This is a genomic window from Saonia sp. (assembly GCF_056326165.1).
The window spans coordinates 1-25,721 of sequence record NZ_JBWFBN010000014.1 but is presented as its reverse complement, the minus strand read 5'-3'; the positions used below and the strand labels follow the sequence as shown (position 1 = coordinate 25,721).

The following is a 25,721-nucleotide window of genomic DNA, read 5'->3' as shown; positions in this document are numbered from 1 at the left end:
AGGTGATTTAAAATATAATCCCGCTTATGCGGGATTTTTTCTCTCTATGAAACAAATTAATATTGGTATTAATGGTTTTGGTCGCATTGGCCGAACCCTTTTTAGGTTGTTGGATAAGCATCCTAATATAAGTGTAGTTGCTATTAATGATTTGGCAGATGCCAAAACATTATCTCACCTATTAAAGTATGATAGTATTCATGGAATTTTTCAGACAGAGATTGAGCATGATAAAAACCATATAATAGTAAACAGAAAGAAAATAAAACTAACGAATCATTCTTCTCCAAAAGATATTAATTGGGGCAAGTTAAATGTTGATTTAGTAATTGAATCTACAGGAAAATTTAAAAGAAAAGCTCAGTTAATACATCACATTCATAATGGGGCGAAAAAAGTAATTCTCTCTGTTCCGCCTATAGAGGACGATATTAAAATGATTGTTTATGGAGTAAATGAAGATAGTATTACAGAAGATGATAGTATAATCTCCAATGCATCATGCACTACAAACAATGCGGCACCTATGATAAAGGTTATAAACGACCTTTGCGGAATAGAACAAGCTTATATTACAACTGTTCATTCCTACACATCAGATCAAAGCCTACATGATCAACCTCATAGAGACTTACGACGAGCTAGGGCTGCATCACAATCTATTATCCCAACAACAACCGGTGCAGCAAAGGCATTGACAAGAATTTTTCCTGAGTTATCCAATGTAATTGGTGGCTGTGGTATACGTGTACCCGTACCAAATGGTTCACTAACAGATATAACTCTAAACGTAAAAAAGAACACATCTATCAAGGAAATTAATGATACATTTGAGAGAATTTCCAAAAATGAGTTAAAAAATGTACTTTTTTATACCAAAGACCCTATTGTTTCCATTGATATAAACAATAGTTATTATTCTTGTACGTTTGATTCTCAGATGACTTCGGTTATTGGAAAAATGGTCAAGATAATTGGCTGGTATGACAATGAAACGGGTTATTGTAGCAGGATAATAGACCTTATGAATTTATTGGTAAACAAAAAATATATTTGAACGATAGATTTCTACATATAACGCTTAGAAATATTATTTTGATTTGGATGTTGATTTTACCCTTTAAAAATCTACATTCCCAAGAAAAAACACCCCAAACTAAAAACCTAGAATCTTATTTTTTAGAGGCCATTCAACATAAAAATCTAAATAAATTAGATGCAGCTCTTGAAACATTAAACCTAGCAGCCAAATTTGCTGAAACAACTGAAGACATCAAAGGTCTGGTTGATTGTTATCATAAAACTGCACTGATATATCTTGATTTAAAGGACACCAAAACATGTACATTCTATTGGGATAGAGCTGATGTTCTCCTTAAGGATATGGAATATAGGTACGGTAATGCAGTCCACAGGTACATAGAAGCTATTTTGTTGTATGAAAGTGGAAATAATTTCCAGGCAATTTATATGTTAGATGAGGCTAGAAAGATTAATAATGATAGAAATCTCCTTAATAATATTGTCCTAGTAGAAGCACGTATTTATTCAGATCTTGAAAAATATGACAGCGCATCAAAAAATTATCACTCGCTATTAGTAAACAATGATACTTATGAAAAAGATTTTTTAGCCACTCAAGCTTATCTAGGACTTGCTAAAATGAATTTAAAAACCGATTCTCTAGAATTAGGTGCTAAAAATGGATTAAATGCTCTAGAGTTAGCCGAGAAAAATAACTTTCATGAAGAAGCTAGAGAGAGTAATGAATTTCTAAGCAATTTGTATGAAAAAATGAAAAAGTATGATTTAGCCTTGTCATACAACAAAAAACTACATGCATTAGATTCCATATTTTCAACAGAAAAATTTAGGAGCGAATCTAAAACAGCTGCTCAAATCAAAGATGATTTCCAAACTGAAGAAATCGCAAGGCAAGATTTAAAAATAAAAGAATTAAGCGAATCTCAAAGTCGTTCAGAGATTACAGCAATATTAACATCAGCTTTTTTAACAATAATATCGCTTTTGGCAGTTTCTCTGTATAGAAACAATCAAATAAAATTAAAAACTAATGACTTATTGCAGACAAAAAACAAAGAACTGCAAACAGCTAGGGATAAAGCCGTATCTGCCATGGAGGCAAAAACCAACTTTTTATCAACAGTAAGTCATGAATTAAGAACTCCTTTATATGCAGTTACTGGATTAACACATCTTCTTTTAGAAGAAAACCCAAGTGAGGGTCAAAAAGAGCATCTAAAGGCCTTAAAATTTTCAGGTGACTATTTATTAAACTTTATAAATGATATTCTCCAAATAAATAAAATTGATGCTGATAAATTAGAGACCTTAAGTGTAGAATTTAATTTAAGAAAAGTGCTAACAGATGTCATTGACGGCCTTAAACAAAGTGCAAAAGAGAATAAGACAAAAATAGTATTAGAATACGATGAAAATATTCCTCCTAACCTATTAAGTGACCCTATAAAACTTTCCCAAATATTTATGAATCTTGTTGGCAATTCCATCAAGTTTACAAAAAGTGGAGAAGTGACGGTTATTGCCAAACTATTACAACATGAAGAGAAGGATGTTAAACTGTATTTTGAAGTAAAGGATAATGGTATCGGTATTTCAGAAGAAAAGCAAAAAAATATTTTTGATAGTTTTGAACAGGGTTCCATCCAAATAAATCGAGAATATGGCGGAACAGGTTTGGGACTTACAATTGTAAAAAGTCTTCTTGGTCTTTTTGAAAGTAAAATTCAATTAAAGAGTGTACTTGGTAAAGGGAGTTCATTCTTTTTTGAGCTTGATTTAAAAAGTAAGTCAAATACAGGTGAAATTGATGACGCCTTAGTCTCAACAGATTCAGAAAAGGTATATGAATTAAAAGGGTTGCATATTCTTATTGTTGAGGATAATAAGATAAACCAAGTTATTACCAAGAAGATGTTGACAAAGAAAGATGTTACAAGTGATATTGCTAGTAATGGAAATGAAGCTGTTCAACTAGCAGAAAAAAACAAGTATGATGCCATACTAATGGACATTCATATGCCAGGAATAAGTGGTGAAGAAGCCACTATTCAAATTAGAATGTTCGATAAAATCACCCCAATTATAGCTTTAACGGCCATTTCCTTAGACGATAGTTTGGAAAGCTTTTACGCTGCAGGTTGTAATGACGTGGTAACAAAGCCATTTAAACCAGAAGTCTTTTACCAAAAAATTGGAGAAAATATTTTTGAAAGAAAAACTAAGGATACTGTTTCATAATACCTCTAATTGCTTCAACGATTATCTCCTTACCATTTCCAATAAATTTGTGTTCTATGGGAATGTAAAATACATTTTCCACATTATCCTTTAGTCTTACAAAATCCTTTTCAGTAGTCAGTATAACTTCTTTTTTGTTCAATAAAGCAATTTCTTTATCAGTAAAAAAATGATGGTCCCTGTATTTTAAATGTTCAAACACAATAGACTTTGCCATTAAATATTCTAATAATGGTTTAGGGTTTGCTATGCCTGTTACTAAAGTTATTTTTTTACCCACTAAATGATCTAGCTTATTGGTGGCACCACTTCCTATTATATTACTGCCATATTCTAGATAACTAAAAAGAACTTCTTGATAAGGTTTTGGTTTTAACTCTTGCACCACCCTTTCCCGTTCAATATCGTTCAAATCATTTGGGCATTTTGTTATAACAATTAGTTTTGCCCTCTTGGCTTCCTTTTTGGAATCTCTTAGATTTCCCGTTGGCAAATACCAATCATTAGTATAGAGATTTTGATATGTGGTCAATAAAATTGAAATACTAGGCTTTACTTTTCTATGTTGAAAAGCATCATCCAAAAGAATTAAACCAGGTTTAAATTTGTTCTCAATAAGTGAAATAGCATTGCTTCTATCTGCATCAACCACTACTTGAATTTTAGGGAATTTTGTTTGGATTTGGAAAGGTTCATCTCCTATTTCCTCAACTGTACTTTTTGAATTTGCTTCAAAAAATCCTTTTGTCTTTCTACCATAACCCCTGCTTAAAACCACCAATGTGCTATTCTCTTTAAACTGAGAAATTAAAAATTCTATCATTGGTGTTTTTCCAGTACCGCCAACACTTAAGTTCCCAATACAAACCGTTGGTATCCCAAAAGACTTGGACTTAAACACACCCTTTTCATATAGATAATTCCTGAGATGAACTACAAGACCATATACTAAAGAAACTGGAAAACTTAATTTTCTAAGAAGCCACATCAGAACGAAAATATAATATTTTATCTTTGATAGCCTAATAAAATTTAAAAATGACCGTAAAGCATATTACCAACATTCTAGAAGAATTAGCCCCTTTAACTTATGCAGAAGATTTTGACAATGTGGGATTGCTAACGGGAAATGATAATACCGAAGTATCTGGAGTCTTGGTAACTCTTGATACTTTAGAAAATGTTGTTGATGAGGCTATTGCAAAAAAATGCAACTTAATAGTCAGTTTTCATCCTATTATCTTTAATGGGTTAAAAAAGATTACAGGTACTACATATGTGGAACGTGTTATAATTAAGGCTATAAAGAACAATATTTCCATATATAGCATGCATACAGCATTGGACAATTCTCCTAAAGGTGTCAATGCAAAAATATGTGAGGTTTTAGGGTTAAAAAATACCCATATTCTTATTCCAAAGAAAAATACCATAAAAAAACTAACCACATATGTTCCATTGGAAAATGCAGAAAAGTTAAAAGAATCTCTCTTTAAGGCTGGTGCCGGTAATATAGGTAATTATTCCAATTGTAGTTTTGCAATGGATGGTACAGGAAGTTACAAACCCGAAGAAAATAGCAATCCAGTCAAAGGGAAAATTGGTAAAATTCATTATGAACCTGAAACCCAAATTACTGTTACATATGATAAGAAATTAGAATCCAAGGTTTTAAAAGCTTTATTTAAAACTCATCCCTATGAGGAAATTGCATATGAGGTTGTTGCCTTGGAAAATACCAATCAAAATATAGGAATGGGAATGATCGGTGAATTAGATGAACCTATAGAAGAGAAAACTTTTCTTGAGTATTTAAAAATTAAAATGAAAGCTTCAGGAATACGCCATTCAGAATTATTAGGAAGAAAAATCAAAAAAGTAGCTGTTCTTGGAGGAAGCGGAGCATTTGCAATTGAAGCTGCAAAAAAAGCCAATGTAGATATTTTTGTTTCCGCAGATATAAAATACCATCAATTTTATGAAGCTGAAGGGAAAATGATTATTGCAGATATTGGACATTATGAAACTGAGCAGTTTACAAAAAATCTTTTAGTTGATTATCTTACAAAAAAAATCCCTAATTTTGCAATCTCTTTATCGGAGAGCATTACAAATCCCATCAAGTATTATTAAAATATGGCAACAAAAACAGAAATAACCGTTGAGGAAAAATTAAGGGCACTATATGATTTGCAATTAATAGATTCAAGGGTTGATGAAATACGCAATGTTCGCGGAGAACTTCCTTTGGAAGTACAAGACTTAGAAGATGATGTATTGGGCCTTAAAACTAGGTTAGACAAGTTAAAGACTGATATTGAAACTATTAACTTTGAAATAGGTGCAAAAAAGAATTTGATTGAAGAGGCAAAGACCTTGATGAAAAAATACGCCGAACAACAAAAAAATGTTAGAAACAGTAGAGAATTTAACTCTTTGACCAAAGAAGTTGAGTTCCAAGAATTGGAGGTTCAATTAGCTGAAAAAAACATTAAAGAATTTAAGGCACAAATAGACCAAAAGAAAGAAGTGGTTTCTGAAACCAAAGAACGTTTAACTGAACGTGAAACACACTTAAAGCACAAAAAGAGTGAGTTGAATGCTATTTTAGCAGAAACAGAGAAAGAAGAAAAAGCTTTAATGGGAAAATCTGCTGATTATCAAAACCAAATAGAGGAAAGATTGGTTAAGGCATACAAACGCATTAGACAAAATGTAAAGAATGGTTTGGCAGTTGTAGCCATTGAAAGAGGTGCTTCTGGAGGCTCTTTCTTTACTATTCCACCACAGGTGCAAGTAGAGATTGCTTCTAGAAAGAAAATAATTACGGATGAGCACAGTGGTAGAATATTGGTAGATTCTACTTTAGCTGACGAACAACAGGAAAAAATGGAAAAACTTTTTGCTACCTTAAAATAGTAAAAAGTTTGAATAAAATAAAAAAGCTATCCAAATGGATAGCTTTTTTATTTATAATCTATTAAGCCTAGAATTTTGTTCTCCACTTCCAAGCTATCCCATTTTTCTTCAATATTTGGCATATTCATAATTCGTTGCATTATTTCCTCTTGCACATCTCCATATGCCAATGCTTCAGCATAAGGGCTATTTGAAAATGTAACTCTGGAATAAACAGGAATCCATTTGTCTGGATGCTTTTTTGCAAAATGCTTTTCAATTTTCTTCTGCAATAGAAATTTTGGATTAGCAGTTTTACTGCTCATTTCAACAAAATTTCTATAACTTAACTCAGCAATAGCATCGGCATTCGGTTTTCTTTCTTCCTGATATTCCTTAAATACTAAATCCCAATTATCCCCATGCCTTTTCATAAGCTTGTTTAAGACATAAATATCTTCGAAACCAGCATTCATGCCCTGTCCATAAAATGGTACAATAGCATGAGCTGAATCACCTACAAGGGCTACTTTGTTCCAATAGGTCCAAGGATAGCATTTCATGGTCACCATAGCACTAGTTGGGTTTTTAAAAAAATCCTTGGTGAGGTTCTCTATGTCCTGCATTACATTTGGAAAATAGGTAGTAAAAAATGCCTGTGCCTGTTTCTTGGTAGTAATACTTTCAAAAGAGATATCCCCCTCAAAAGGCAAAAACAAAGTACAAGTAAAACTACCATCTAAATTTGGCATTGCAATAAGCATAAAGTTGCCCCTAGGCCATATATGAAAAGAATTCTTATCTAACTTATGGGTACCATCCTTATTGGCCAATATTGTTAGCTCTTTGTATCCTACATGTATAAAATCTTGGGAATAATTAAACCTACTGCGTCTTTGCATTTTGTGCCTTACTCTGGAGAAAGCCCCATCACATCCAAATATAATATCATACTTATACTCTTTCCACTCACTTTTTTCAGATTCCCCCGTATAGATCTTGGCTTCAGGAAGATTAACATCCCATACTTTTTCATTAAATCTAAAAACAACTCCATTCTCCTCGGCTAAATCAATCATTCTACGATTTAGAACTCCCCTAGAAATAGACCAAATTGCCTCGCCTTCTTTTCCATATTTTTGAAAATATATGGGTTTCCCATTTACATGCATAGCTCTTTTGTCCAAAGGAATGGCCAACTTTTTAACCTCATCTTCTATACCAACCTCTTGAAGAGATTTCCAACCTCTATTGCTCATTGCCAAATTAATGGACCGACCTGAAAATTCTATAGTTCTAATATCTGGCCTACGGTCAAAAACAGTAACTGTATGTCCACCTTTTTGAAGATATATTGCCAACAAAGAGCCTACCAGTCCAGAACCTACAATAGCAATTTCTTTAGGGTTTTCAGTCATATTTATTACTGGTAGCATTGTAGTTAAGATGTAAAAATAGTAAAATAAAATTTTTGCTAATAAAGCCAGTTTTTTGAAATCCGCCCACTATCTTTTTTACGTATATAAAATGAACATTCCGCGAGAGCGTCTATATATATCCAAAAAAACCTTCACACTTATAAATGTGAAGGTTTTTTCTTTTTTAAACAATTTATTATTCCAAGATACCGTCTACAATACCATAAGCAATTGATTCCTCTGCGCCCATCCAATAATCACGGTCAAAATCTTTCATTACTTTGTCATAATCTTGACCACAGTTATCTGCCAAAATTTTTGCTCCCAATTCTTTGGTTTTAATGATTTCTTTTGCCTGAATCTCAATGTTAGATGCCTGTCCTCTAGCACCTCCACTTGGCTGATGAATCATAACCCTGGCATGTGGTTGTATAAACCTTCTCCCTTTTTCTCCAACAGATAACAAAATAGAACCCATTGAAGCCGCAAGGCCAGAACATACTGTAGACACTGGGCTCTTTATTTGTTTTATAGTATCATATATTGCAAAGCCAGAGGTTACATAACCTCCTGGACTATTGATAATCAATTGTATTTCGTCATTATTCTGAAGATCAAGGTAAAGCAAACGATCTATAACATGCTTTGCGGAATCGTCATCTACCATTCCCCACAAAAACACTTTTCTCTCATCCAGTAATTTTTCCTGTATTGCTTCTTGTACTTTTCCTTTTTTTGAACTCATCTTCCAATTTATTGATAGACATCAAAATTAATCAAATTATAAAACAAGTTACACACCTTCTCTTCAAAATATTATTTAAGTACAAGATTTAGATGGTATTCGTTGGACCACATAGATGCATAAGCTACCGCTGGCACTATGGAACCAAATATTTTTGCTCCCTTAAAAAGTTTATTATTGTCCCACTCTATCATTAGCCATTCTTCCATGGAAAAAGATGGAGTTGTGGCTTTTATCGGAAAAACAAAGTGGCCCAACATATCAGATTCATTTTGCTTGGGGTGAACTACCATGTTACCTTGATCCCAATTTGGATACATTGTGTATGACTCTATTTTTTTGCTTAAATTAAAAAGGAAAAGGTGCAACCTATATTCCATTTTTAAATTTAAATCAATAGGGTGGAATTTTAACTTAATCTCTGTTGGTAGTATAACAAAATTTTCATGGTTTTCGTTTTTTTCAATTATCTCCAATAATTTTATTGATTTAATTTGAGCCATAATAGTTCTTTAAGTTCATAAAATTGTGACCTATTCTTTAAAACAAAAAACAACCCAACCATACACCTAATAGTTGATTAATCTATTTCAATTCTAGTTGCAACCACTTCCTTAATGGGTATTATAATCTTACCATTTTTGGTTTTTAGTGTAAGACATGCATTGTCTATTGCCTCTATAACACCTTTTACATCACCCATTTTTATTTTATCACCAACTGTATAATTCTTTCTCACATAAAAAGTCCGTAACAAATCCGAGATTATTTCTTTTGAACCAAGTCCAAAACCCAGAGCCACTGCAAAAAGAAAAGCTCCAAGAATAAGGGTAATATTATTAGTAATTATGGTAGTATCTATTCCTGCCTGATTAATTCCTGTAATAGCCACAAAAATTAGAATTACATAAAACACAAGGCCACTTATTATTTTTCCTCCACTAAACTCAAATGTATCAAATAGGCTCTGTATTGCTTTTTTGATACTACTGGCAATATATAAGCCAATTCCAAGTATGGCAACGGCACTAAACAATTTAGGCAAATAACCCAAGAGGTTTCCAATTTCTTTGGATACCATATCCCATTCCAATACATCAGCAGCAATAACCAAAAACAATAAAAACAATACCCACTTAACAAAACCTAAAATTATTTTTGACACTTTGAAAGGAATATCCCTTTCTCCAAAGAGATTCATCTCATTTATCTTATCAGAAAGCACATCTACCTTAGCTACTTTTAAGACTTTGCCTAAAATGTAAATTATAATTTTACTCACTAGCCACCCAATTATTAAAATTGCCAAGGCACCTAAGATTTTAGGCATTGCGGCAGAAATTCCTGAACCAATCCCTTCAAGGGATCCAAATGTTACATCTTTTAGTTTGGTAATTGTTTCCATAATCAGATTATTAATTAGTTTCTTCGGTTTGTTTTAAACATGTTTTTCAAAAGAGATGAATAGTTGGATGTGACCAAGAAAGCCATGTCCATAATAAGTTTTGCAATGGCAACATCTTGCATTACTTTCTTTTTCATCTCTGGTGGGGCTTCCAACAAAGATTTCTCTAGTTCCTTAAATGGATTTTTAACTGTGTTTTCCATTTTATTTTAAGGTATTATAGATTTCCATAATTCTAGCCTTTGCTCTTTTCAATCGCATTTTAATTGCGCTCTCACTAACTTCCAAGAGTTCTGTCAACTCCTTTATTGATACTCCGTCTTGATATTTTAGCAATAATATGGACCGGTCATCGGCCTCAACTAACTTTAAAGCTTTATCCAACATATCATCCTTTAAACCATACAAACTTTCATCAGGGATTTCATCAGCGAGTTCATAATTATGTTCTTCTACTGATACTGATTGATCACTTATTTTTTTCTGCTTATTTCTATTAACATAGTTAGCACAAAAATTATATGTAAGGGAATAAAGCCATGTGGAAAACTTTGAGTTCCCTTTAAATGTTTTAAGTTTAACAAATAGCAATAAAAAAACATCCTGAGTCAAGTCTTCAGCTTCACTAGGGCTCTTTGCAAAACCATAACATTTATTGTACACCATTTTGGCGTATCTATCATATAGCTTTCCAAATAGCATTGGATTATTATCCACTACTATTTTTGCTACCAACTCTTCATCTGTTAAATGATGGTATAGGTCATCTCTCTCCAATTTTGTTTTGGATTGGTTCTTTATGATAATTAGAAACAGTTTTTTGAGAAAAGTCACTTTACCCCTTTAGAATTACTTATGTATTCTTGAATTTACTAAAAACTTTACACTAAAAATGTATTTTGAGTAACCAAAAAACATAGTATCTTTAGTTAAAATTCATTTCATGAAATATTCTCTATCTTTTCTATCATTCTTTTTATTCCTTTTTCTTAGTTGTAAGACCGAAAAAAAAACAGAGCCCATAGTGCCCGAAAAAAACCTCTCCATTATGGAAAAAGTTGCCAATGCGCATGGTTTTGAAAATTGGAAAAACATAGAGAAGTTGGCCTTCACTTTTAATGTAGATAGGGATACTTCTCATTTTGAGCGCAGTTGGATTTGGGATACCAAAAAAAACCTAGTTACATCAATCACTGGAAAAGATACCATTTCATATAACAGAAATCATCTAGATTCTATAACCCACAAAACAAATGGCAGTTTTGTAAATGATAAATTTTGGATGATGGTGCCTTATAATCTAGTTTGGGACAAAGACAGTTTTACTCATGAGCATACAACTGGAATTGAAGCTCCCATTAGTAAAAAACCAATGCAAAAATTGACCATTCTGTATAAAAATGAGGGTGGCTATACTCCCGGTGATGCCTATGACCTTTTTTTTGAAGATGATTTTATTCTAAAAGAATGGATTTTTAGAAGGGGCAACCAAGAAGAACCTTCCATGACCAATACTTGGGAAGATTATATAGATAAAGATGGATTGAAAATTGCCACCATGCACCAAAATGAGGATGGTAGTTTTAAATTACATTTTACGGGAATAGAAACCCACACCAAGTAAAAAGCTACTTCCTTTTTAGCAAAAATGTTGCCGCAAAAATTAGTACTGAACAGGCAAGAAGGGTTACAAATGTCATATTTAACGAGTATGTTTCTGCCAAAAATCCAAGAGCTACTGGAGCAAGTAAAAACCCAGAATATCCAGAGCCTGCTATAAAGGATATGCCTTGGGCAGAATCAACTCCTTTAACGTTTCCTCCTATTCGGAACAACTCTGGTACAATAGCAGCAAAACCTAATCCAATAAGGGCAAAACCTCCAATGGCAATATATGTTTGAGTTGTAAGTACAAGTCCAAATCCCAATATGGCCAAAATTGAACCATACCCAACCAACTGTATGGAACCAACTTTTGAACTCACCAAGTCTCCCAAAAAACGTCCTAAAGTCATTGTAATGGAAAATACCAAAAAACCAGCTCCTATTAAATGTTCTGGAGCTAGAGATACTTCTTTTAAGAAAAGTCCACTCCAATCTATTACCGCACCTTCACTGCCCATTGCAAAAAATGAAACAATACCTATTAGTAGTAATGGTTTAAAATTCTTAAAGCTAAAAGATTCTTTCTTTTCAATTTTGGCTGTAATATGAGCGTAGTTTTTAAAAAATAGTATGTTAACTATCACCACTAAGGCAATTGCAATAAACATGTGTAGTGAAGGATTTTTCATTACTGGAATTAAAAAACTACCTAAACCTGCCAATACACCTCCCAAACTAAAAAAACCATGGGCGGCAGACATAAAATTCTCTTTTTCTTTTTTTTCAATTTCTGTAACCAAGGTATTCATAGAAATATCTGTAAATGCACTACATCCTCCAAAAAAGAAAAGAGAAATCATAAGAAATAAATAGCTAGGCGCCATAAGTGGAAAAAAAGCTGCAATACAAGTCAATAAAATTCCAAATTTTGTGGTTCTACCTACTCCAAATTTGTTAATGATTTTAGATGCAATTGGAAAGACCGTAAATGTTCCTAATGCCAAGCAGAAAATAGCAATACCTAATTCAGAATTATCTATTCCCAATTTTTCTTTTACAGTTGGAATATAGATAGCCCATGTTCCGAACAAAATATTTAAGCTAGCAAAAACCCATGCAGGTCCAAAATATTTAGGGTTAGAAAGAATAAGTAGAAGTGATTTCATTTATGGTGGTTGGTTAAAAAAAGCTAATGTACTTTATTTCCCTAAAACACCATCCTTCAAAATCTGACCAAACCTATACATATCTTCAAAAGAACAATAAAAAGGTGCAGGTGCTAAGCGGATGACATTGGGCTCTCTCCAATCAACAATCACTCCATGTCTCATAAGATAATCAAACAAAGGCCTACCTTCCCCATGCAACAACACAGATAATTGACAACCACGATCTGTAGGTGTAATAATTTCAAAAGTGCTTTTGACCTCCTTATCAATCTCATGTAAAATAAACTCTAAATAATTTACGATACTGTTTCTTTTTTTAATTAGAACGTCCATGCCTACCTCATCAAATAAATTAAGTGATGCCAAATAAGGTGCCAAAGAGAGTACAGAAGGATTGCTCACTTGCCAAGAATCAGCTGTATGGGTTGATTCAAATTCAGGTTTCATTAAAAAACGGGTTTCTTTTTTTGTTCCCCACCAGCCTTGAAACCTCGGAATGGAATCATCATCCAAATGTTTTTCATGTACAAACAAACCTGAAGCATTTCCAGGACCGCTGTTCATATATTTATAACTGCACCAAGCGGCAAAATCAACATCCCAGTCGTGCAATTGCAATTCAATATTTCCCACAGCGTGTGCCAAATCCCAGCCTACAAGGGTGCCAGCCAATTTCCCGGCCTTTGTAATGGTTTTCATATCAAAAACCTGTCCGTTATAGTAATTTACACCTCCAATTAAAATTAGTGCAAGCTCATCTCCTACCTCATTTATTATGTCCAAAACATCTTCTGTTCTCCAAAAATGTTCTCCTTCTCTTTTTTTTACCTCAACAATTGCCACATTTGGGTCAAAACCATGAAATTTAACCTGGCTCTGCAACAAATATTGATCAGATGGGAATGCCTTTTCTTCACATAGTATCTTGAATCTCTTTTTGGTAGGTCTATAGAAAGAAACCATTAAAAAATGAAGGTTGGCAGTAAGGGTATTCATTACAGACACCTCTTTCTCTTTTGCACCTACAATTTTGGATAAAGGTTTTGCAAGTCTCTCATGATAGTCCCACCAAGGTCTTTTGGAATGAAAATGACCTTCAACAGCCAACTTCTTCCAATCTTCCATTATTTCATCAACATAGTTTTTAGCAGATTTTGGTTGAAGTCCCAAAGAATTTCCCGTAAAATAAATTACTTCTTCTCCGTTTACCTTTGGAAAATGGAATTCCTTCCTATATTTACTAAGAGCATCTTCCCTATCTAGCTTTTGCGCAAATTCTAAGGTGTTTTGAAACTGCATTGTGTGATTTTAATTCAAAAATACAATTTAGGAAAGACTAATTAAGCCTCATTTCAATGATATGCTTTTCAAAACCTACTTTTTCATAAGCCTTAATTGCTGGGAGGTTGCCATCATATACCGTTAACCTAATTTCTTTTAATCCCTTAGAGTAGGACCATTCTTTTAAAGCATTAACAATTTTTGCATTTAAACCCTGTCCTCTATACTCTGGGTCTGTATACATAAATCCAAGATAGGCATACTTCTCATGACTTAAATAAGGTTTTGCAGTCTTTATTAAAGCGTAGCCAGAACTCACAACTTTATCATCTTTTTCTACAACCATAACTTCCGCATCATTACTTAAAATCATGGCCTTAATATCATAATAATTAATAGGGTCATCATCCAAGGTAATATCATATGGTCTTTCTGCTTTTATTACCCCTTGCTCAAACGTCAGCAACACTTCCAAATCGTCCAAAGTGGCTTTTCTGATTATTGTTCCATTCATATATTACATTTTGCTTTTCTAAGGTAGTTTATAAATCTATATTTTTACAAAAAAACAAATGCATTTTCTATCATCCATACTTGAAAATTATATTTCGGATCACTCGGAAGATGAACCCAAATTATTACAAGAGCTTACTAGGGAAACTCATTTAAAGGTGATACAGCCAAGAATGATTACGGGACATTTTCAAGGAAGGGTTCTTAGTTTACTATCTAAATTAATAAACCCCAAGACCATTTTGGAAATAGGGACTTACACAGGATATTCCGCCATTTGTATGGCAGAAGGATTAAAGACCAATGGTACTTTGCACACCATAGATGTAAATGAAGAACTCCATACCATGCAACGTCGTTATTTTGATAAAAGCGGGCATGGCAAACAAATTGTACAACATACAGGTGATGCTTTAAACATTATACCTAAGCTCAACCTCGTTTTTGATCTTATTTTTATTGATGCTGAAAAGACAAGTTATTTAGACTATCTGGAAGTTATATTGCCCAAAACAAAATCTGGAACTGTTATTTTATCAGATAACGTCCTATGGTCTGGAAAAGTGGTTGAACCCTTAGATACAAAAGATAAAGCCACAAAAATTTTACTGGATTATAATAAAAAATTAAAAGAAGACCGACGCTTGGAAACGGTTCTTTTACCTATTAGAGATGGTCTTACGTTAAGTAGGGTAAAATAAGCTGGTTGTGCAGTTTATAAAATAAAAAGGCAGTTGCTGTTCCAATTAAAGCTCCAACCAACAAATCTAATGGGTAGTGCACTCCTACATATATTCTACTGTAAGCAAATAAAAGCGGCCATAGATAAAATACCCATACCCATTTCACTTTCTTTCTAAGAAACAACACGACCAAAGTTGTAATTGCAAACGAACTTGATGAATGCCCAGAGAAAAAACTATAATCAGTAGGGTGTTTAAGAATTCTTATAAATGTATTTATTTCTTCATTGTTATTAGGTCTTAATCTGGCCACCAACTCCTTTGTTATGTAACTGGCCAATAGTACAAAGCCAATAAGTAAGCCAAGGGCAACTACACTAGAGAATGCTTGTTTTTTTGTAAATTTTAAAGATATAAGAACAAAAAAGAGGATAAAAAGAGGAATCCATGTGTAGATTTCTGTAACTGTTATCCAAAAAGAATCGTAAGGTTCTGTACCAAGACCATTAAAGTAAGTAAAAGTCTCTTGATCCCATTTTAAGATATCTTCTAGCATGATGGAGCTTTACTTTCGTTTGATTGCTCCAGTAACATCATCCACATGCTTCTTTACCTCACCGATTTCTTTGTTGAGCCCAGAAGTCATATTTTCTTTTGCCTTATCAATATCCTTCTTTATATCTGTAATGAAGTCGGTATCTAGCCCCTGTTTGTCGGCACTTTTTTGAATTTCTTGTTTAATATCTTCTGTGGCATCTTTTAGCTGGCGCATTCCCTTGCCCAGTCCTTTGGCAATCCCTGGAATTTTGTCTGCACCAAATACCATGACCACAATGAACATGATAAAGAAAATCTCTCCCCCACTAATAAATAAGAAAACCATAGAATACATATTACAAATATAATGAGAAGTTAGTATCATCATAAAAAAAAGCCCTACAATCCAAAAAAATACTAGAAGTAGGGCCTTAATTCTTAACTAAAGAAGCTTATTTTCCTTTGATATTTTCTTTAAAGTTCTCAAAATCAGATTTTTGTTCTTTTATTGGCCATGAATTGTTGGTTGTATCAATATCAGCTGTTTCCAATTTTGGGTCTACAACTATACCTACCAACTCTTTTTCTGAGGAAATTACCCTTTTCACCTCTTTATCATTCTTTCTCCATATTTCAGGTGGATAAGTAATACTTTCCGTAGTACCATCTGCATAGGTGTATTCTACAATTAATGGCATTGGTATTCCTCCTGGCTTATTAAAAGTAACTTCATAGAAATATTTTGGTTCTTTAACCGCTGCTCTTTCTTCAGCCGTCATATTGTCCATCATAAATTCTTTTAAAGTAGTAGATGTTTCAGAAGGTAATTTTCCTTTTAACTCGGGGTCAAAATCTTCGCTATCCTCCTCAGCTAGATAAATTAACGGAGGTAAATCCGCCTCGGTCATATTCCTAGAAGCCATATACTCCTCCATTTGCTTGGTAGGCTTATTAGAAACATAGTATTTTTTTACACCTTTAACTCCTATATCCACGTAATCCGTAGTATAGAACCAGCTTCTCCAATACCAATCCAAATCAACAGCTGAAGCATCTTCCATTGTTCTAAAGAAATCTTCTGGAGTCGGGTGCTTAAACATCCAACGTTGTGCATAGGTTTTAAAAGCATGGTCAAACAATTCTCTGCCCATAACGGTTTCTCTTAAAATATTTAAAGCAGTAGCTGGCTTTCCATATGCATTTGGCCCCAACTTATATACATTTTCAGGATTGGACATAATGGGTGAAATTGCACTTTGATCACCAGCCATATAAGGAACTATTTTAGCAGGATTTCCTCTTCTTGACGGATACTTGTCATTGGGAGCAATTATATCAGGATTTGCTTCACCAAATTCTTGTTCTGCAATGTATTGCATAAAGGTGTCCAAACCTTCATCCATCCAACCCCATTGGCGTTCATCAGAATTTACGATCATTGGGAAAAAGTTATGGCCTACTTCATGAATAATTACACTCATCATTCCGTATTTAACTCGGTCAGAGTAAGTACCATCCTCATTTGGTCTTCCATAGTTCCAGCAAATCATAGGATATTCCATCCCCTGATTCTTGGCATGTACCGAAATTGCTTTGTGGTATGGGTAGTCAAATGTGTGTGCAGAATAAGACTTTAAAGTAGCTGCAACCGCTTTTGTAGAAAGTTCTTCCCATAATGGGTTTCCTTCTTTTGGATACATAGAAACTGCCATTACATCTTTATTGCCAATCTTTACGGCTTGCATGTCCCAAATAAACTTACGGGATGTTGCGAAACCAAAATCACGTACATTGGTAGCCTTTAGTTTCCACGTTTTCTTCTTTTCAGAAAAACCTTTTTCAGCTGCCTCCGCTTCTTCTTGAGTAACAATCAAAACTGGCTTATCATATGATTTTTTTGCCTGTTCATAGCGTCTCATCATTTCTTTGGAGAACACCTCTTTTCTGTTTTGGAGTACACCTGTACCGTCCAAAATATGATCCGCAGGCACGGTAATATTTACTTCATAATCCCCAAAAGTAAGGGCAAATTCACCACTTCCCCAGAATTGATGGTTCTGCCATCCTTCCACATCACTATAAACGGCCATTCTTGGAAAAAACTGGGCAATTACATATGCATTGTTACCATCTTTTGGAAAGTGCTCATATCCAGACCTTGCCCTATCCACGGTATGGTTAGGAATATTGTACCACCATTTAATAGAAAAGGATACCTGCTCCTTACTTTTTAATGCTTGTGGAAGATCAATACGCATCATAGTCTGGTTAATAGTATAAGGTAAGGGTTTACCTGCTGCGTCTTTAACAAACTCAATATTAAAACCGCCATCAAAAGGGCTTCCCAAATATTGACCACTAAAAGTTCCTGTTTGGTATGCTAGTGGAACTCCTCCCCCATTTCTCAAAGGTGATTTAGAATCTTTAGCTCTAACATTCTGATCTAATTGTACCCAAAGAAATTCTAAATCGTCTGGTGAGTTATTTATATAGGTTATAGTTTCTTCCCCGTATATTTTAGTGTTCTTATCATCCAACTCAATATCCATCTTATAATTGGCCTGCTGTTGGTAATAATCTGGTCCTGGTGCTCCCGATGCGGAACGATATGTATTTGGAGTAGCAAACTCCTCATACATTTGCTTAAATTTACTCTGATTTAAGTGTCCAGGTTCTCTTTCTTTTTTCTCCTCTTCCTGTGCATTTATTGTAGCTGCAAACAGAAACAAAATAGCGGCAAAACAGTACTTCATTCTATTCATATTTTTCATTGATTAATTAGTGCTCGAAAATTAAAGTTTTTTTAACTAAATGTTAATTATTGTTATAATTTTAACATTCCTTTATTACTTTCCCGTATTAAAACAAAGCTTTTTTTAGTGCCATTTACTTTAAAATGGACCACATTCTGTTGTTCTTCAAATAAATCGAACAAAACCTCATTCTGTATTTCTATGGATTTAATAGTTGGAAAATTTACTTTCGGTATTTCCAGATAGCATATCATAATGTCATTATCATACTTTTTCCCTAAAAAAGTATAGGGTACAACTTCGCCATTAATTGTTACCACAAATTTGGATTTTAAGTACTTTTCTATATAATCCATTGCAATGGCAGACTCATCTTCCGTTGCCAGGTTTCCTTTTACACCATAACGTTCATCCAATACCTGTTCTAAATCATCAACAAATATTCGTGTAGTTATCTGCAGTGCATCTTCCTTTTCAGAATATTCAATATTGGTAACACTTAAATAAAATTTGTGTGCCGTAGTAAAAGCAAAAAGAGGAAGTAGTAATAATAGAATTCCCTTTTTAAGTTTCTTTTTCATATTAAATCTATATCAAAACAAAAATATGCAATCTGTATGCCAATTTTTTATTTAAACGAATTGTAATTTCGTAAAAATCAATCCAAGTAATTATTCTTTCTGTAATCCAAACTTTTCTTAGTTAGAAAATCCCAAAGCTTTAAATCATCATTACCACTAGCAAGGGTTATAAAAACAGAGTCTGCTTCACAATAGTACATAAAGTCAGAGATTTTTTCAGTAGGTATTCTCAGCTCATTAACAAAAAGAGAATCTACAATGGATTTTTGGGCGTTTGCAGTTAATCCATTTTTCTCATCTAGCTTTACTCGTTCTTTTAGCATTTTTGTCCTGCCACTTAATCTGTTCAATGTTTTGTTCAAATTAATGACAATAGCGGTTACATAGTAATATACAAACTTACCATTGTCGGCATCATTCAACTTATTTTCACTTTGTGTAAACTTCTTAACATTGGCATTTGGCAATTTTAAGGTTGATGCAGAAATTACGGGACCAATTTTTAAATCCCTAAGATCGTTCTTCAAATCACCAGACAAATTGTACGGACGTAAGACCACCTCATCCAACTCATTGGTGAATTCTTCCATTAATACGGTAATATAACTGCTCTCTAGAACTAAAGCCGTAATAATTAGCATTTTTCTTTTTAATTGAACCGCTGTAAAAAGTAAAGTATCATTGAGAGCAACACTTATTTTAAAACTTCCCAGGCCATCTGTAATGGTAGCTTTATTATTACTTAGGTTTTGTATGTGTACATCTACTATCTTATTATTATTGACCTGAACCTCACCCTGCAACAATTTTCCATTTTCTTGCCCATTGGCACAAAAACCAACTAAAAGAAAAATAAGGATAATGTTGCTCTGTCTTATCATTTTTTTAACCTGTAGTGTTTCAAATTTTGACAATGCAACGTATAGTATTTTATTTAAAGTGATAGAGGTAAACATTATTCCAGTTCATTGTTCTTTCTATAAACCAAACTCTTGTTTTTTAAGAATTCCCATATTTTTAGTTGGTCGTGAGTGTCCACAATAGCGTTAAAACTAGAATCTACCTCACAGAAGTACATAAAATCATTAATCTTTTCTAGAGGTATTTTTAATTCTGAAACATAAAGGGAATCCACATAAAAATTAGTGACCCTCTGTGTACGTGCATATTGCTTATCTATAGCAACACGATTTCTAAGCATTTTGTTACGACCGGTGAGTTCATTTATGAGAGGGTTAAAAGGTAAGTTTAACAACATCCCTACATTAAATTTTGGCATGGCTGCCTCTTTTAATAGGCGTTCGCTTTGCGTAAAAGTTTTGGCATTTGCATTGGGCAGACCTAAAGTACTTGCAGAAACTACTGGACCTATTTCTAAAGACGCCATATCCTTGGAGAGGTCACCAGATAAATTAAAAGGCCGCACCACTACCTCGTCCAACTCGTTCCTAAATTCTTCCAAAGGAACATAAATAAGATTGCTCTGCATCATTTCCTGTGATATAACCAATCGTTTTCTTTTGTATTGTACAGCCGAAAAAAGCAGAGTATCGTTCTGTTTTACCACAATTTTAAAATACCCCTCTTGGTCAGTAATGGTGGCTCTACCACTGGTAGTATTCATAACATGTACATCTGCAACATCCTTGTCATCGCTCTGTACTCTACCTTCCAGTTCATGTGAAAAGAAATTTTGTGCGCTCAATGAAGCGCTTATCAAAAAAAGAACTGTAAAAAGCTGCTTACCTTTCCTCATTCAGTTGGGTTAAGTACAACTTACTTTTATCTACCAAAAAATCAATCAATTCAAATTCATTCTGCTTTTTTAGCAAGGATTGCTCTGGTATTTGGGTATCACAGTAATAAAGAAAGTCGTCTATTTTTTCTTGTGGCAATTGTAGGTCTGTCACAAAAAAAGCATCATCATAAACTTGTCGCAATACTTCACTCATTTTAAGTGTTACCTTTTCTTCAGAATTCTTGTTCTTGGATTTCACCAACGCCTTAAAAATGTTCACAAAATTTATCCCGTCCTGCATACCCCTTTCTGTCTGGGATTGGGCAATGTTCACTACTTCCGTGGTACGGTCTATTTCATAGTCAAACTCCTTAAAATCCTCATTCTGCATTTCCAAAAATTTCTTTTGGTTCTCAGGTGTTACCACTACTTCATCAAGCTCCGTCACCTTTTCATTTACTTCTACTACCAAGCGGTTGTTTTTTAAAATTTCTGGAGTGATTTTAACAATCATTAATTGATAGTTCACGGCCATAAAAATTAATTCGTCCCCCTCTTTTACCCTAATGATAAACTCCCCATTTTCATTGGTGATGGTGGCGCTATCCGTAGTCGTATTAATCACATTTTCGTTTACGACATTGCTGTTCCTATAAAGCACTTTCCCTCTAAGAAGGGTTCGCTCATCATCCTGAGAATGAATCAGTAAAAAAGAAAAAAGACAGAAAAAAATCAATAATTTGGTTTTCATATAGAACAACTTTGGGATAAAGAAAATACAAGTTAGCGTTAATATAAAATTGGTACAATTAAACTTTTGTTAATGTGTCTTTTTGTTAAAGTAAGTGTCTAAAAAAATAGATCTGTTCAGTTCACCGACTTGTGGTGCATTTTGTACCTTAAAATTAGGTATATAGTCCTATATCGTTATTTTTGTTTTTACACTAATTTCTTTGAAAACACTACTATGAAACTGAAAATACTATCCTTTTTCTTTCTGTTTTTTTGTTTTATTTCTGTTCACTCTCAGATAAAAATTGGAGACAATCCGCAAAATATAGATACTTCTTCTGTATTAGAATTAGAAAGTACTACCAGAGCGTTTGTGGTAACACGGGTCACAACCGCCCAAATGAATGCCATAAGCCCTTTGCAAGGTGCCTTGGTATACAATACTGATACGTTATGTTTTCATTATTACGATGGTACGGAATGGATTAATCTTTGTGGTAGTAACGAAGAAGAAAGTGTATTAACATTTACCACTGAAGCGGTTGAAAATGACATACAAACTGTTGTAATTACGCAAACAGGTGACAATTATAATTTTGAGGTAGGCCAAATAACGGGGAGCAACATTGCAGATGGTACCATTAACGGATTTTTAGACATTCAACCAGGTTCTATATCCGACCTACAGTTACAGGCCAACTCCGTAGGGCAAGAAGAATTGCAGGATAATACGGTAGCAGATTTAGAGATAGATTATGACCAAGTGACCTTAGCGGATTTTACAAATGATGCAGGCTATGTTACGGCAAGTGAAATTATAAGTACAGAGTCTGGAAATGTACTTAGTGACAATAATGGAGCATTTTACGATGATAGCGCGCTACAAAATAATATTGCCACTAATGCTGGAAATATACAGACCAACATAGATGGTCTTGCAGATCATATTTTAGCCGATGAAGATACAGATACGACCAATGAACTATTGACCAATGTAGAATTACAGGGTAATAACCTAGTTTTAACCGAAGGTGCTAATCAACAAATTGTGAGTTTGGCAAGTTTTAACAATACAGGGAGTGATAACCAAACTCTTAATCTTGTAGGTGACCAATTGAGCATTACAAATGGAAATACTGTTTCTCTAAACAGTTTTTTGGACAATACGGATGAACAACAATTGAGCATCAATCCAGCAGGCACAAGAATATCCTTAACAGATGGTGGTTTTGTTGACCTACCTCCTGGGGCTATTGATACAGATGAACAAGATTTGAGCCTAGCAGGAAACACCTTAAACATAACTAACGGCGCAGGTGTAGATCTAACTCCAATCTTAGGAGGTGCCAACACTGATGAGCAAGATTTGAGTCTGGCTGGCAACACCCTGAACATTACGAATGGTACAGGTGTAGACCTAACTCCAATTCTAGGTGATGTTGATACTGACGAACAAGATTTAAGTCTGGCTGGAAATACATTGAACATTACAGATGGAGCGGGAGTAGATTTGACTCCCATTTTAGGAGGTGTCAATACAGATGAACAAGACCTTAGCTTAACTGGTAATATAATAAACATTACTAATGGAGCGGGAGTGGATTTAACTCCTATTTTAAGTGACAGTCAAGATTTATTAAATGTTCTAACCCTTGGTAATGATGCTGGAGGCTTACAAATTGAAAATTTGTCGGATCCAGACGATCCACAAGATGCCGCAACATGGAATTATGTTGAAACTAGAATTGCTACTATTTTAGCAACTGGAGGAGTTGACGGTGTAATATCCAATGTTACTCCTTCTGTAACAGGAATTGACTTTTTTGGCACCAACGGCGGCTTCAACGGTAGCGTGGACCTAGATGCGAACTTTGCGACCGATACCGAACTCGCTAATGCAGCAAGCGGAAGTATCACATCATCCTCGCTAACAGTCAGCGGTGGTACAAATGCAGCTTTTAACAATGTTACAATTGAAATACCTGCCAATAGCATTACACAAGGAGAAATTGGAAACAATGCAGTTGGGCCAGGTGAAATACAATCCGATGCAGTTTCTTCAGATGAAATTGAAGATGATAGTATTACAAATGCCGATATTGCCTCAGGAGCAGCAATTGATGGTAGTAAAATAATACCAAATTTTGTAGTTCAAATTGATGCGGCTGCAGGTATAACTTCTGGGGGTAATATCTTAATGAATGGAAATACTGTAGTTCCCGATTATGTATTCCAAAAATATTTTAAAGGAAACTCAAGTTTAAAAGAAAGCTACAATTTCCTTGATTTAGAAGAAATTGAAATTTTTATAAAAAAATACCATCACTTACCGGGAATCAAATCTGCGGAAGAAGTAAAAAATGATGGGGTGTGGAATTTAAGTGAATCCAATATCCTAAACCTAGAAAAAATAGAAGAGCTTTTTCTACATACCATAGAGCAGGAGAAAAAAATAAAAGCATTACAATCCAAAAATGAGACCCTTTCCCAAGAATTGGCGTCCCTTAAAAAGGATTTGGCAGAAATAAAGGCCTTAATAAAAGCCAACAACTAATAATGAAAAAGTACCTTTACATACTCTTTCTATTTTTGGTTTGTACCTCCCAAGCCCAAACTGCCCTATACAACAGTGGCAACATTAGAATACATGAGGAAGGGCAATTGGGTTTCCATACCAACCTCATAAACAATGCTCCTTTTGATGAAAATGTAGGTTTGGCAGGGTTCTATGGCAACATCCCAATAGAAGTCTCTGGTGCCTTTATGCCTATTTTCTATGATGTGGAACTGGCAAGCGTTGCTGGTGTTACCCTAAATACAATGGTTAGTGTCTCCAATAATTTTAATTTTATTACTGGTAATATCTATACCCCAAGGATAAATAAATCAATTTTCATAAATTTTCTTGAAAACTCGTTTTACAATGGGGGAAGCAACTTCTCATATATAGACGGGTATACAAACATAACCAATAATGATTTTTTCACATTCCCTGTCGGTGATGATGGTAGGCTACGCCCTTTGACCATAGAATCTGGCACTATAAACCCCCTTGCAAAATGTGCCTATTTTTTTGAGGATCCCAACATACCACTGTTTTTTGACAATGGTTTTAATACGGATATATCAGAAACCAATTTTTTGAGTATTAGCACACAGGAATTTTGGAAACTGGAAGGTTCTCAATCTTCAAAAGTGACCCTCACTTGGGATGCTCTAAGCAGTGTCATTGTGTTAGGGGAAACTTTAGAAGACCTTAAAGTAGTAGGGTGGAGAAAATCCAGCAGTAGCTGGGTCAATTTGGGCAACACCAATGTAGAGGGTACATTAGATTCGGGCTCCATTACTTCAGATTCGTTTACACCAAATAATTACGAGATCATTACAATCGGTGGAACCAACAGTCTGTATGAGAACCTAAGTTCATCTACACTAGATAACTATTTTATGTCTCCCAATGGAGATGGTATAAATGACACGCTTATTATAGAAGAATTGGAGCTTTCTCCAAACAATTCTATTTCAATTTACACCCGTGCCGGACTCAAGGTATTTGAAATGAAAAATTACACCAATGAGTTTAATGGTGTTTCCAATATTAATAATTTTGTTGTAAACAGAGAACAAGGATTACCAGAGGGCCTATATTTCTATATTTTATCATTAGACGATTTAGGTCTTAATTACCAAGGATTTTTGTTTTTGGACCGATAATTTATTGTTCGATAAAGGCCATTAAAAATCGACAAATAGTACGTCCTTACTGAGTTTACAACATATCTCCCTGATTTCACAACATTAAATATATAACCCCAGTTGAGTGCCATATTTTTATGATGTGTAACACATCCCCACTAAAAAATGGCCCCTATTTTTAAAAGAATCATTTTCCTACTGGCTTTTATAGCATTCACAAATGCAAATGCCCAAGTTAAAATCGGTGAAAACCCCAATACAATTAATTCCGCATCCATTGTGGAATTGGAAAGTACTTCTAAAGCGTTAGTACTAACCAGAGTTACAACCTCACAAATGCAAAACATTGTTCCTCTCTATGGTGCAATGGTCTATAATATAGAAACACAGTGTGTACACTTTTTCAATGGTACTCAATGGAACAATTTATGCTCTGGAGGAACTGGTTCTAATGACATTACATTTGTTGATAATGGCGATGGAACTTTTACAGTAAATTATTCAGACGGAGATTCATTTACTTCAATAGACTTAACAGGACCAGCAGGTGCTGACGGAGCTGACGGAGCTGACGGAGCTGACGGTGCAGACGGTGCAACGGGGCCAGCAGGGCCAATAGGACCGGCAGGGGCTGACGGAGCTGACGGTGCAACGGGACCAGCAGGACCAATAGGACCGGCAGGGG

The 25,721-nt window shown here is 34.3% G+C and carries 25 protein-coding genes and 1 pseudogene; 9 read left to right on the top strand and 17 right to left on the bottom strand.

Features of this window, described 5'->3' with window-relative positions:
* Positions 1–46 precede the first annotated feature (46 nt).
* A complete protein-coding gene (gene gap, locus AC000W_RS12265) occupies positions 47–1,057 on the top strand; it encodes a type I glyceraldehyde-3-phosphate dehydrogenase (protein WP_474748672.1) in 1,011 nt (336 codons plus the stop codon).
* Positions 1,054–3,282 (top strand): tetratricopeptide repeat-containing hybrid sensor histidine kinase/response regulator, encoded by a 2,229-nt coding sequence (locus AC000W_RS12260; protein ID WP_474748670.1) that lies wholly within the window; start codon positions 1,054–1,056, stop codon positions 3,280–3,282. The genes gap and AC000W_RS12260 overlap by 4 nt, the downstream gene beginning before the upstream one ends.
* Here AC000W_RS12260 and lpxK read toward each other — a convergent pair.
* Entirely contained in the window at positions 3,263–4,270 is a 1,008-nt protein-coding gene (gene lpxK / locus AC000W_RS12255) for a tetraacyldisaccharide 4'-kinase (protein WP_474748668.1), read from the bottom strand. The two genes, AC000W_RS12260 and lpxK, sit on opposite strands and share 20 nt — an antisense overlap.
* A gap of 50 nt (positions 4,271–4,320) precedes the next feature.
* On the opposite strand from lpxK, the gene AC000W_RS12250 reads away from it, so the two are divergent.
* Together AC000W_RS12250 and AC000W_RS12245 are read left to right on the top strand one after the other, a co-directional pair.
* A complete protein-coding gene (locus AC000W_RS12250; RefSeq protein WP_474748667.1) occupies positions 4,321–5,415 on the top strand; it encodes a Nif3-like dinuclear metal center hexameric protein in 1,095 nt (364 codons plus the stop codon).
* A gap of 3 nt (positions 5,416–5,418) precedes the next feature.
* Positions 5,419–6,201: a zinc ribbon domain-containing protein gene (locus AC000W_RS12245; protein ID WP_474748665.1), complete on the top strand. Its 783-nt coding sequence runs from the start codon at positions 5,419–5,421 to the stop codon at positions 6,199–6,201.
* 47 nt (positions 6,202–6,248) lie between these two features.
* On the opposite strand, the gene AC000W_RS12240 is transcribed toward AC000W_RS12245, so the two are convergent.
* The 6 genes from AC000W_RS12240 to AC000W_RS12215 all read right to left on the bottom strand — a co-directional run bounded on the left by AC000W_RS12240 (position 6,249) and on the right by AC000W_RS12215 (position 10,582).
* Positions 6,249–7,598, bottom strand: a complete 1,350-nt coding sequence (locus AC000W_RS12240; protein WP_474748773.1) for an FAD-dependent oxidoreductase — start codon at positions 7,596–7,598, stop codon at positions 6,249–6,251.
* Positions 7,599–7,794: 196 nt separating this feature from the next.
* Positions 7,795–8,343 carry a ClpP family protease gene (locus AC000W_RS12235; protein ID WP_474748663.1) on the bottom strand — a complete coding sequence of 183 codons (549 nt, stop codon included), beginning with the start codon at positions 8,341–8,343 and terminating at the stop codon, positions 7,795–7,797.
* Positions 8,344–8,414: 71 nt separating this feature from the next.
* Entirely contained in the window at positions 8,415–8,846 is a 432-nt protein-coding gene (locus AC000W_RS12230; protein WP_474748661.1) for a hypothetical protein, read from the bottom strand.
* Positions 8,847–8,923: 77 nt separating this feature from the next.
* Positions 8,924–9,748 carry a mechanosensitive ion channel family protein gene (locus tag AC000W_RS12225; protein WP_474748660.1) on the bottom strand — a complete coding sequence of 275 codons (825 nt, stop codon included), beginning with the start codon at positions 9,746–9,748 and terminating at the stop codon, positions 8,924–8,926.
* A 14-nt stretch (positions 9,749–9,762) separates the two neighbouring features.
* On the bottom strand, positions 9,763–9,951 hold the full coding sequence (locus AC000W_RS12220; RefSeq protein WP_474748658.1) for a hypothetical protein: 189 nt from the start codon (positions 9,949–9,951) through the stop codon (positions 9,763–9,765).
* Position 9,952: 1 nt separating this feature from the next.
* Complete coding sequence (locus AC000W_RS12215; protein WP_474748657.1) at positions 9,953–10,582, bottom strand: RNA polymerase sigma factor; 630 nt, start codon at positions 10,580–10,582, stop codon at positions 9,953–9,955.
* Positions 10,583–10,691: 109 nt separating this feature from the next.
* Here AC000W_RS12215 and AC000W_RS12210 point away from each other — a divergent pair, with 109 nt between their 5' ends.
* The gene (locus AC000W_RS12210) at positions 10,692–11,372 is read left to right on the top strand and encodes a hypothetical protein (protein WP_474748655.1); all 681 of its coding nucleotides are present in this window, start codon (positions 10,692–10,694) and stop codon (positions 11,370–11,372) included.
* Positions 11,373–11,376: 4 nt separating this feature from the next.
* Here AC000W_RS12210 and AC000W_RS12205 read toward each other — a convergent pair whose 3' ends face one another.
* Genes AC000W_RS12205 through AC000W_RS12195 form a run of 3 tightly spaced genes read right to left on the bottom strand, consistent with a single transcriptional unit; the run spans position 11,377 to position 14,317 of the window.
* Positions 11,377–12,519, bottom strand: a complete 1,143-nt coding sequence (locus AC000W_RS12205; RefSeq protein WP_474748654.1) for an MFS transporter — start codon at positions 12,517–12,519, stop codon at positions 11,377–11,379.
* Between the two features lie 33 nt (positions 12,520–12,552).
* The gene (kynU, locus tag AC000W_RS12200; protein ID WP_474748652.1) at positions 12,553–13,821 is read right to left on the bottom strand and encodes a kynureninase; all 1,269 of its coding nucleotides are present in this window, start codon (positions 13,819–13,821) and stop codon (positions 12,553–12,555) included.
* Positions 13,822–13,858: 37 nt separating this feature from the next.
* Positions 13,859–14,317, bottom strand: a complete 459-nt coding sequence (locus tag AC000W_RS12195) for a GNAT family N-acetyltransferase (RefSeq protein WP_474748650.1) — start codon at positions 14,315–14,317, stop codon at positions 13,859–13,861.
* Between the two features lie 58 nt (positions 14,318–14,375).
* On the opposite strand from AC000W_RS12195, the gene AC000W_RS12190 reads away from it, so the two are divergent.
* Positions 14,376–15,017 carry an O-methyltransferase gene (locus AC000W_RS12190; protein WP_474748649.1) on the top strand — a complete coding sequence of 214 codons (642 nt, stop codon included), beginning with the start codon at positions 14,376–14,378 and terminating at the stop codon, positions 15,015–15,017.
* On the opposite strand, the gene AC000W_RS12185 is transcribed toward AC000W_RS12190, so the two are convergent.
* From AC000W_RS12185 to AC000W_RS12155, 7 genes are all read right to left on the bottom strand, one after another.
* Entirely contained in the window at positions 14,995–15,555 is a 561-nt protein-coding gene (locus AC000W_RS12185) for a phosphatase PAP2 family protein (protein ID WP_474748647.1), read from the bottom strand. The genes AC000W_RS12190 and AC000W_RS12185 overlap by 23 nt on opposite strands.
* Before the next feature lie 9 nt (positions 15,556–15,564).
* Entirely contained in the window at positions 15,565–15,891 is a 327-nt protein-coding gene (locus AC000W_RS12180; RefSeq protein WP_474748646.1) for a Sec-independent protein translocase subunit TatA/TatB, read from the bottom strand.
* A gap of 97 nt (positions 15,892–15,988) precedes the next feature.
* On the bottom strand, positions 15,989–18,298 hold the full coding sequence (locus AC000W_RS12175; protein WP_474748644.1) for a M1 family metallopeptidase: 2,310 nt from the start codon (positions 18,296–18,298) through the stop codon (positions 15,989–15,991).
* A 62-nt stretch (positions 18,299–18,360) separates the two neighbouring features.
* Positions 18,361–18,870, bottom strand: coding sequence for a DUF6702 family protein (locus AC000W_RS12170; RefSeq protein ID WP_474748642.1), 510 nt, complete (start codon positions 18,868–18,870; stop codon positions 18,361–18,363).
* Positions 18,871–18,947: 77 nt separating this feature from the next.
* Complete coding sequence (locus AC000W_RS12165) at positions 18,948–19,751, bottom strand: hypothetical protein (RefSeq protein ID WP_474748640.1); 804 nt, start codon at positions 19,749–19,751, stop codon at positions 18,948–18,950.
* 74 nt (positions 19,752–19,825) lie between these two features.
* A complete protein-coding gene (locus tag AC000W_RS12160) occupies positions 19,826–20,626 on the bottom strand; it encodes a carboxypeptidase-like regulatory domain-containing protein (RefSeq protein WP_474748639.1) in 801 nt (266 codons plus the stop codon).
* Positions 20,613–21,359 (bottom strand): hypothetical protein, encoded by a 747-nt coding sequence (locus AC000W_RS12155; protein ID WP_474748638.1) that lies wholly within the window; start codon positions 21,357–21,359, stop codon positions 20,613–20,615. Before AC000W_RS12155 ends, AC000W_RS12160 begins: the two co-directional genes overlap by 14 nt.
* A 216-nt stretch (positions 21,360–21,575) precedes the next feature.
* On the opposite strand from AC000W_RS12155, the gene AC000W_RS12150 reads away from it, so the two are divergent.
* The 3 genes and pseudogenes from AC000W_RS12150 to AC000W_RS12140 form a co-directional block, all read left to right on the top strand.
* Positions 21,576–23,894, top strand: coding sequence for a hypothetical protein (locus AC000W_RS12150; RefSeq protein WP_474748636.1), 2,319 nt, complete (start codon positions 21,576–21,578; stop codon positions 23,892–23,894).
* 2 nt (positions 23,895–23,896) lie between these two features.
* Positions 23,897–25,054, top strand: coding sequence for a gliding motility-associated C-terminal domain-containing protein (locus tag AC000W_RS12145; RefSeq protein ID WP_474748635.1), 1,158 nt, complete (start codon positions 23,897–23,899; stop codon positions 25,052–25,054).
* Between the two features lie 147 nt (positions 25,055–25,201).
* A pseudogene (locus AC000W_RS12140) lies at positions 25,202–25,721 on the top strand (hypothetical protein); the annotation flags it as partial.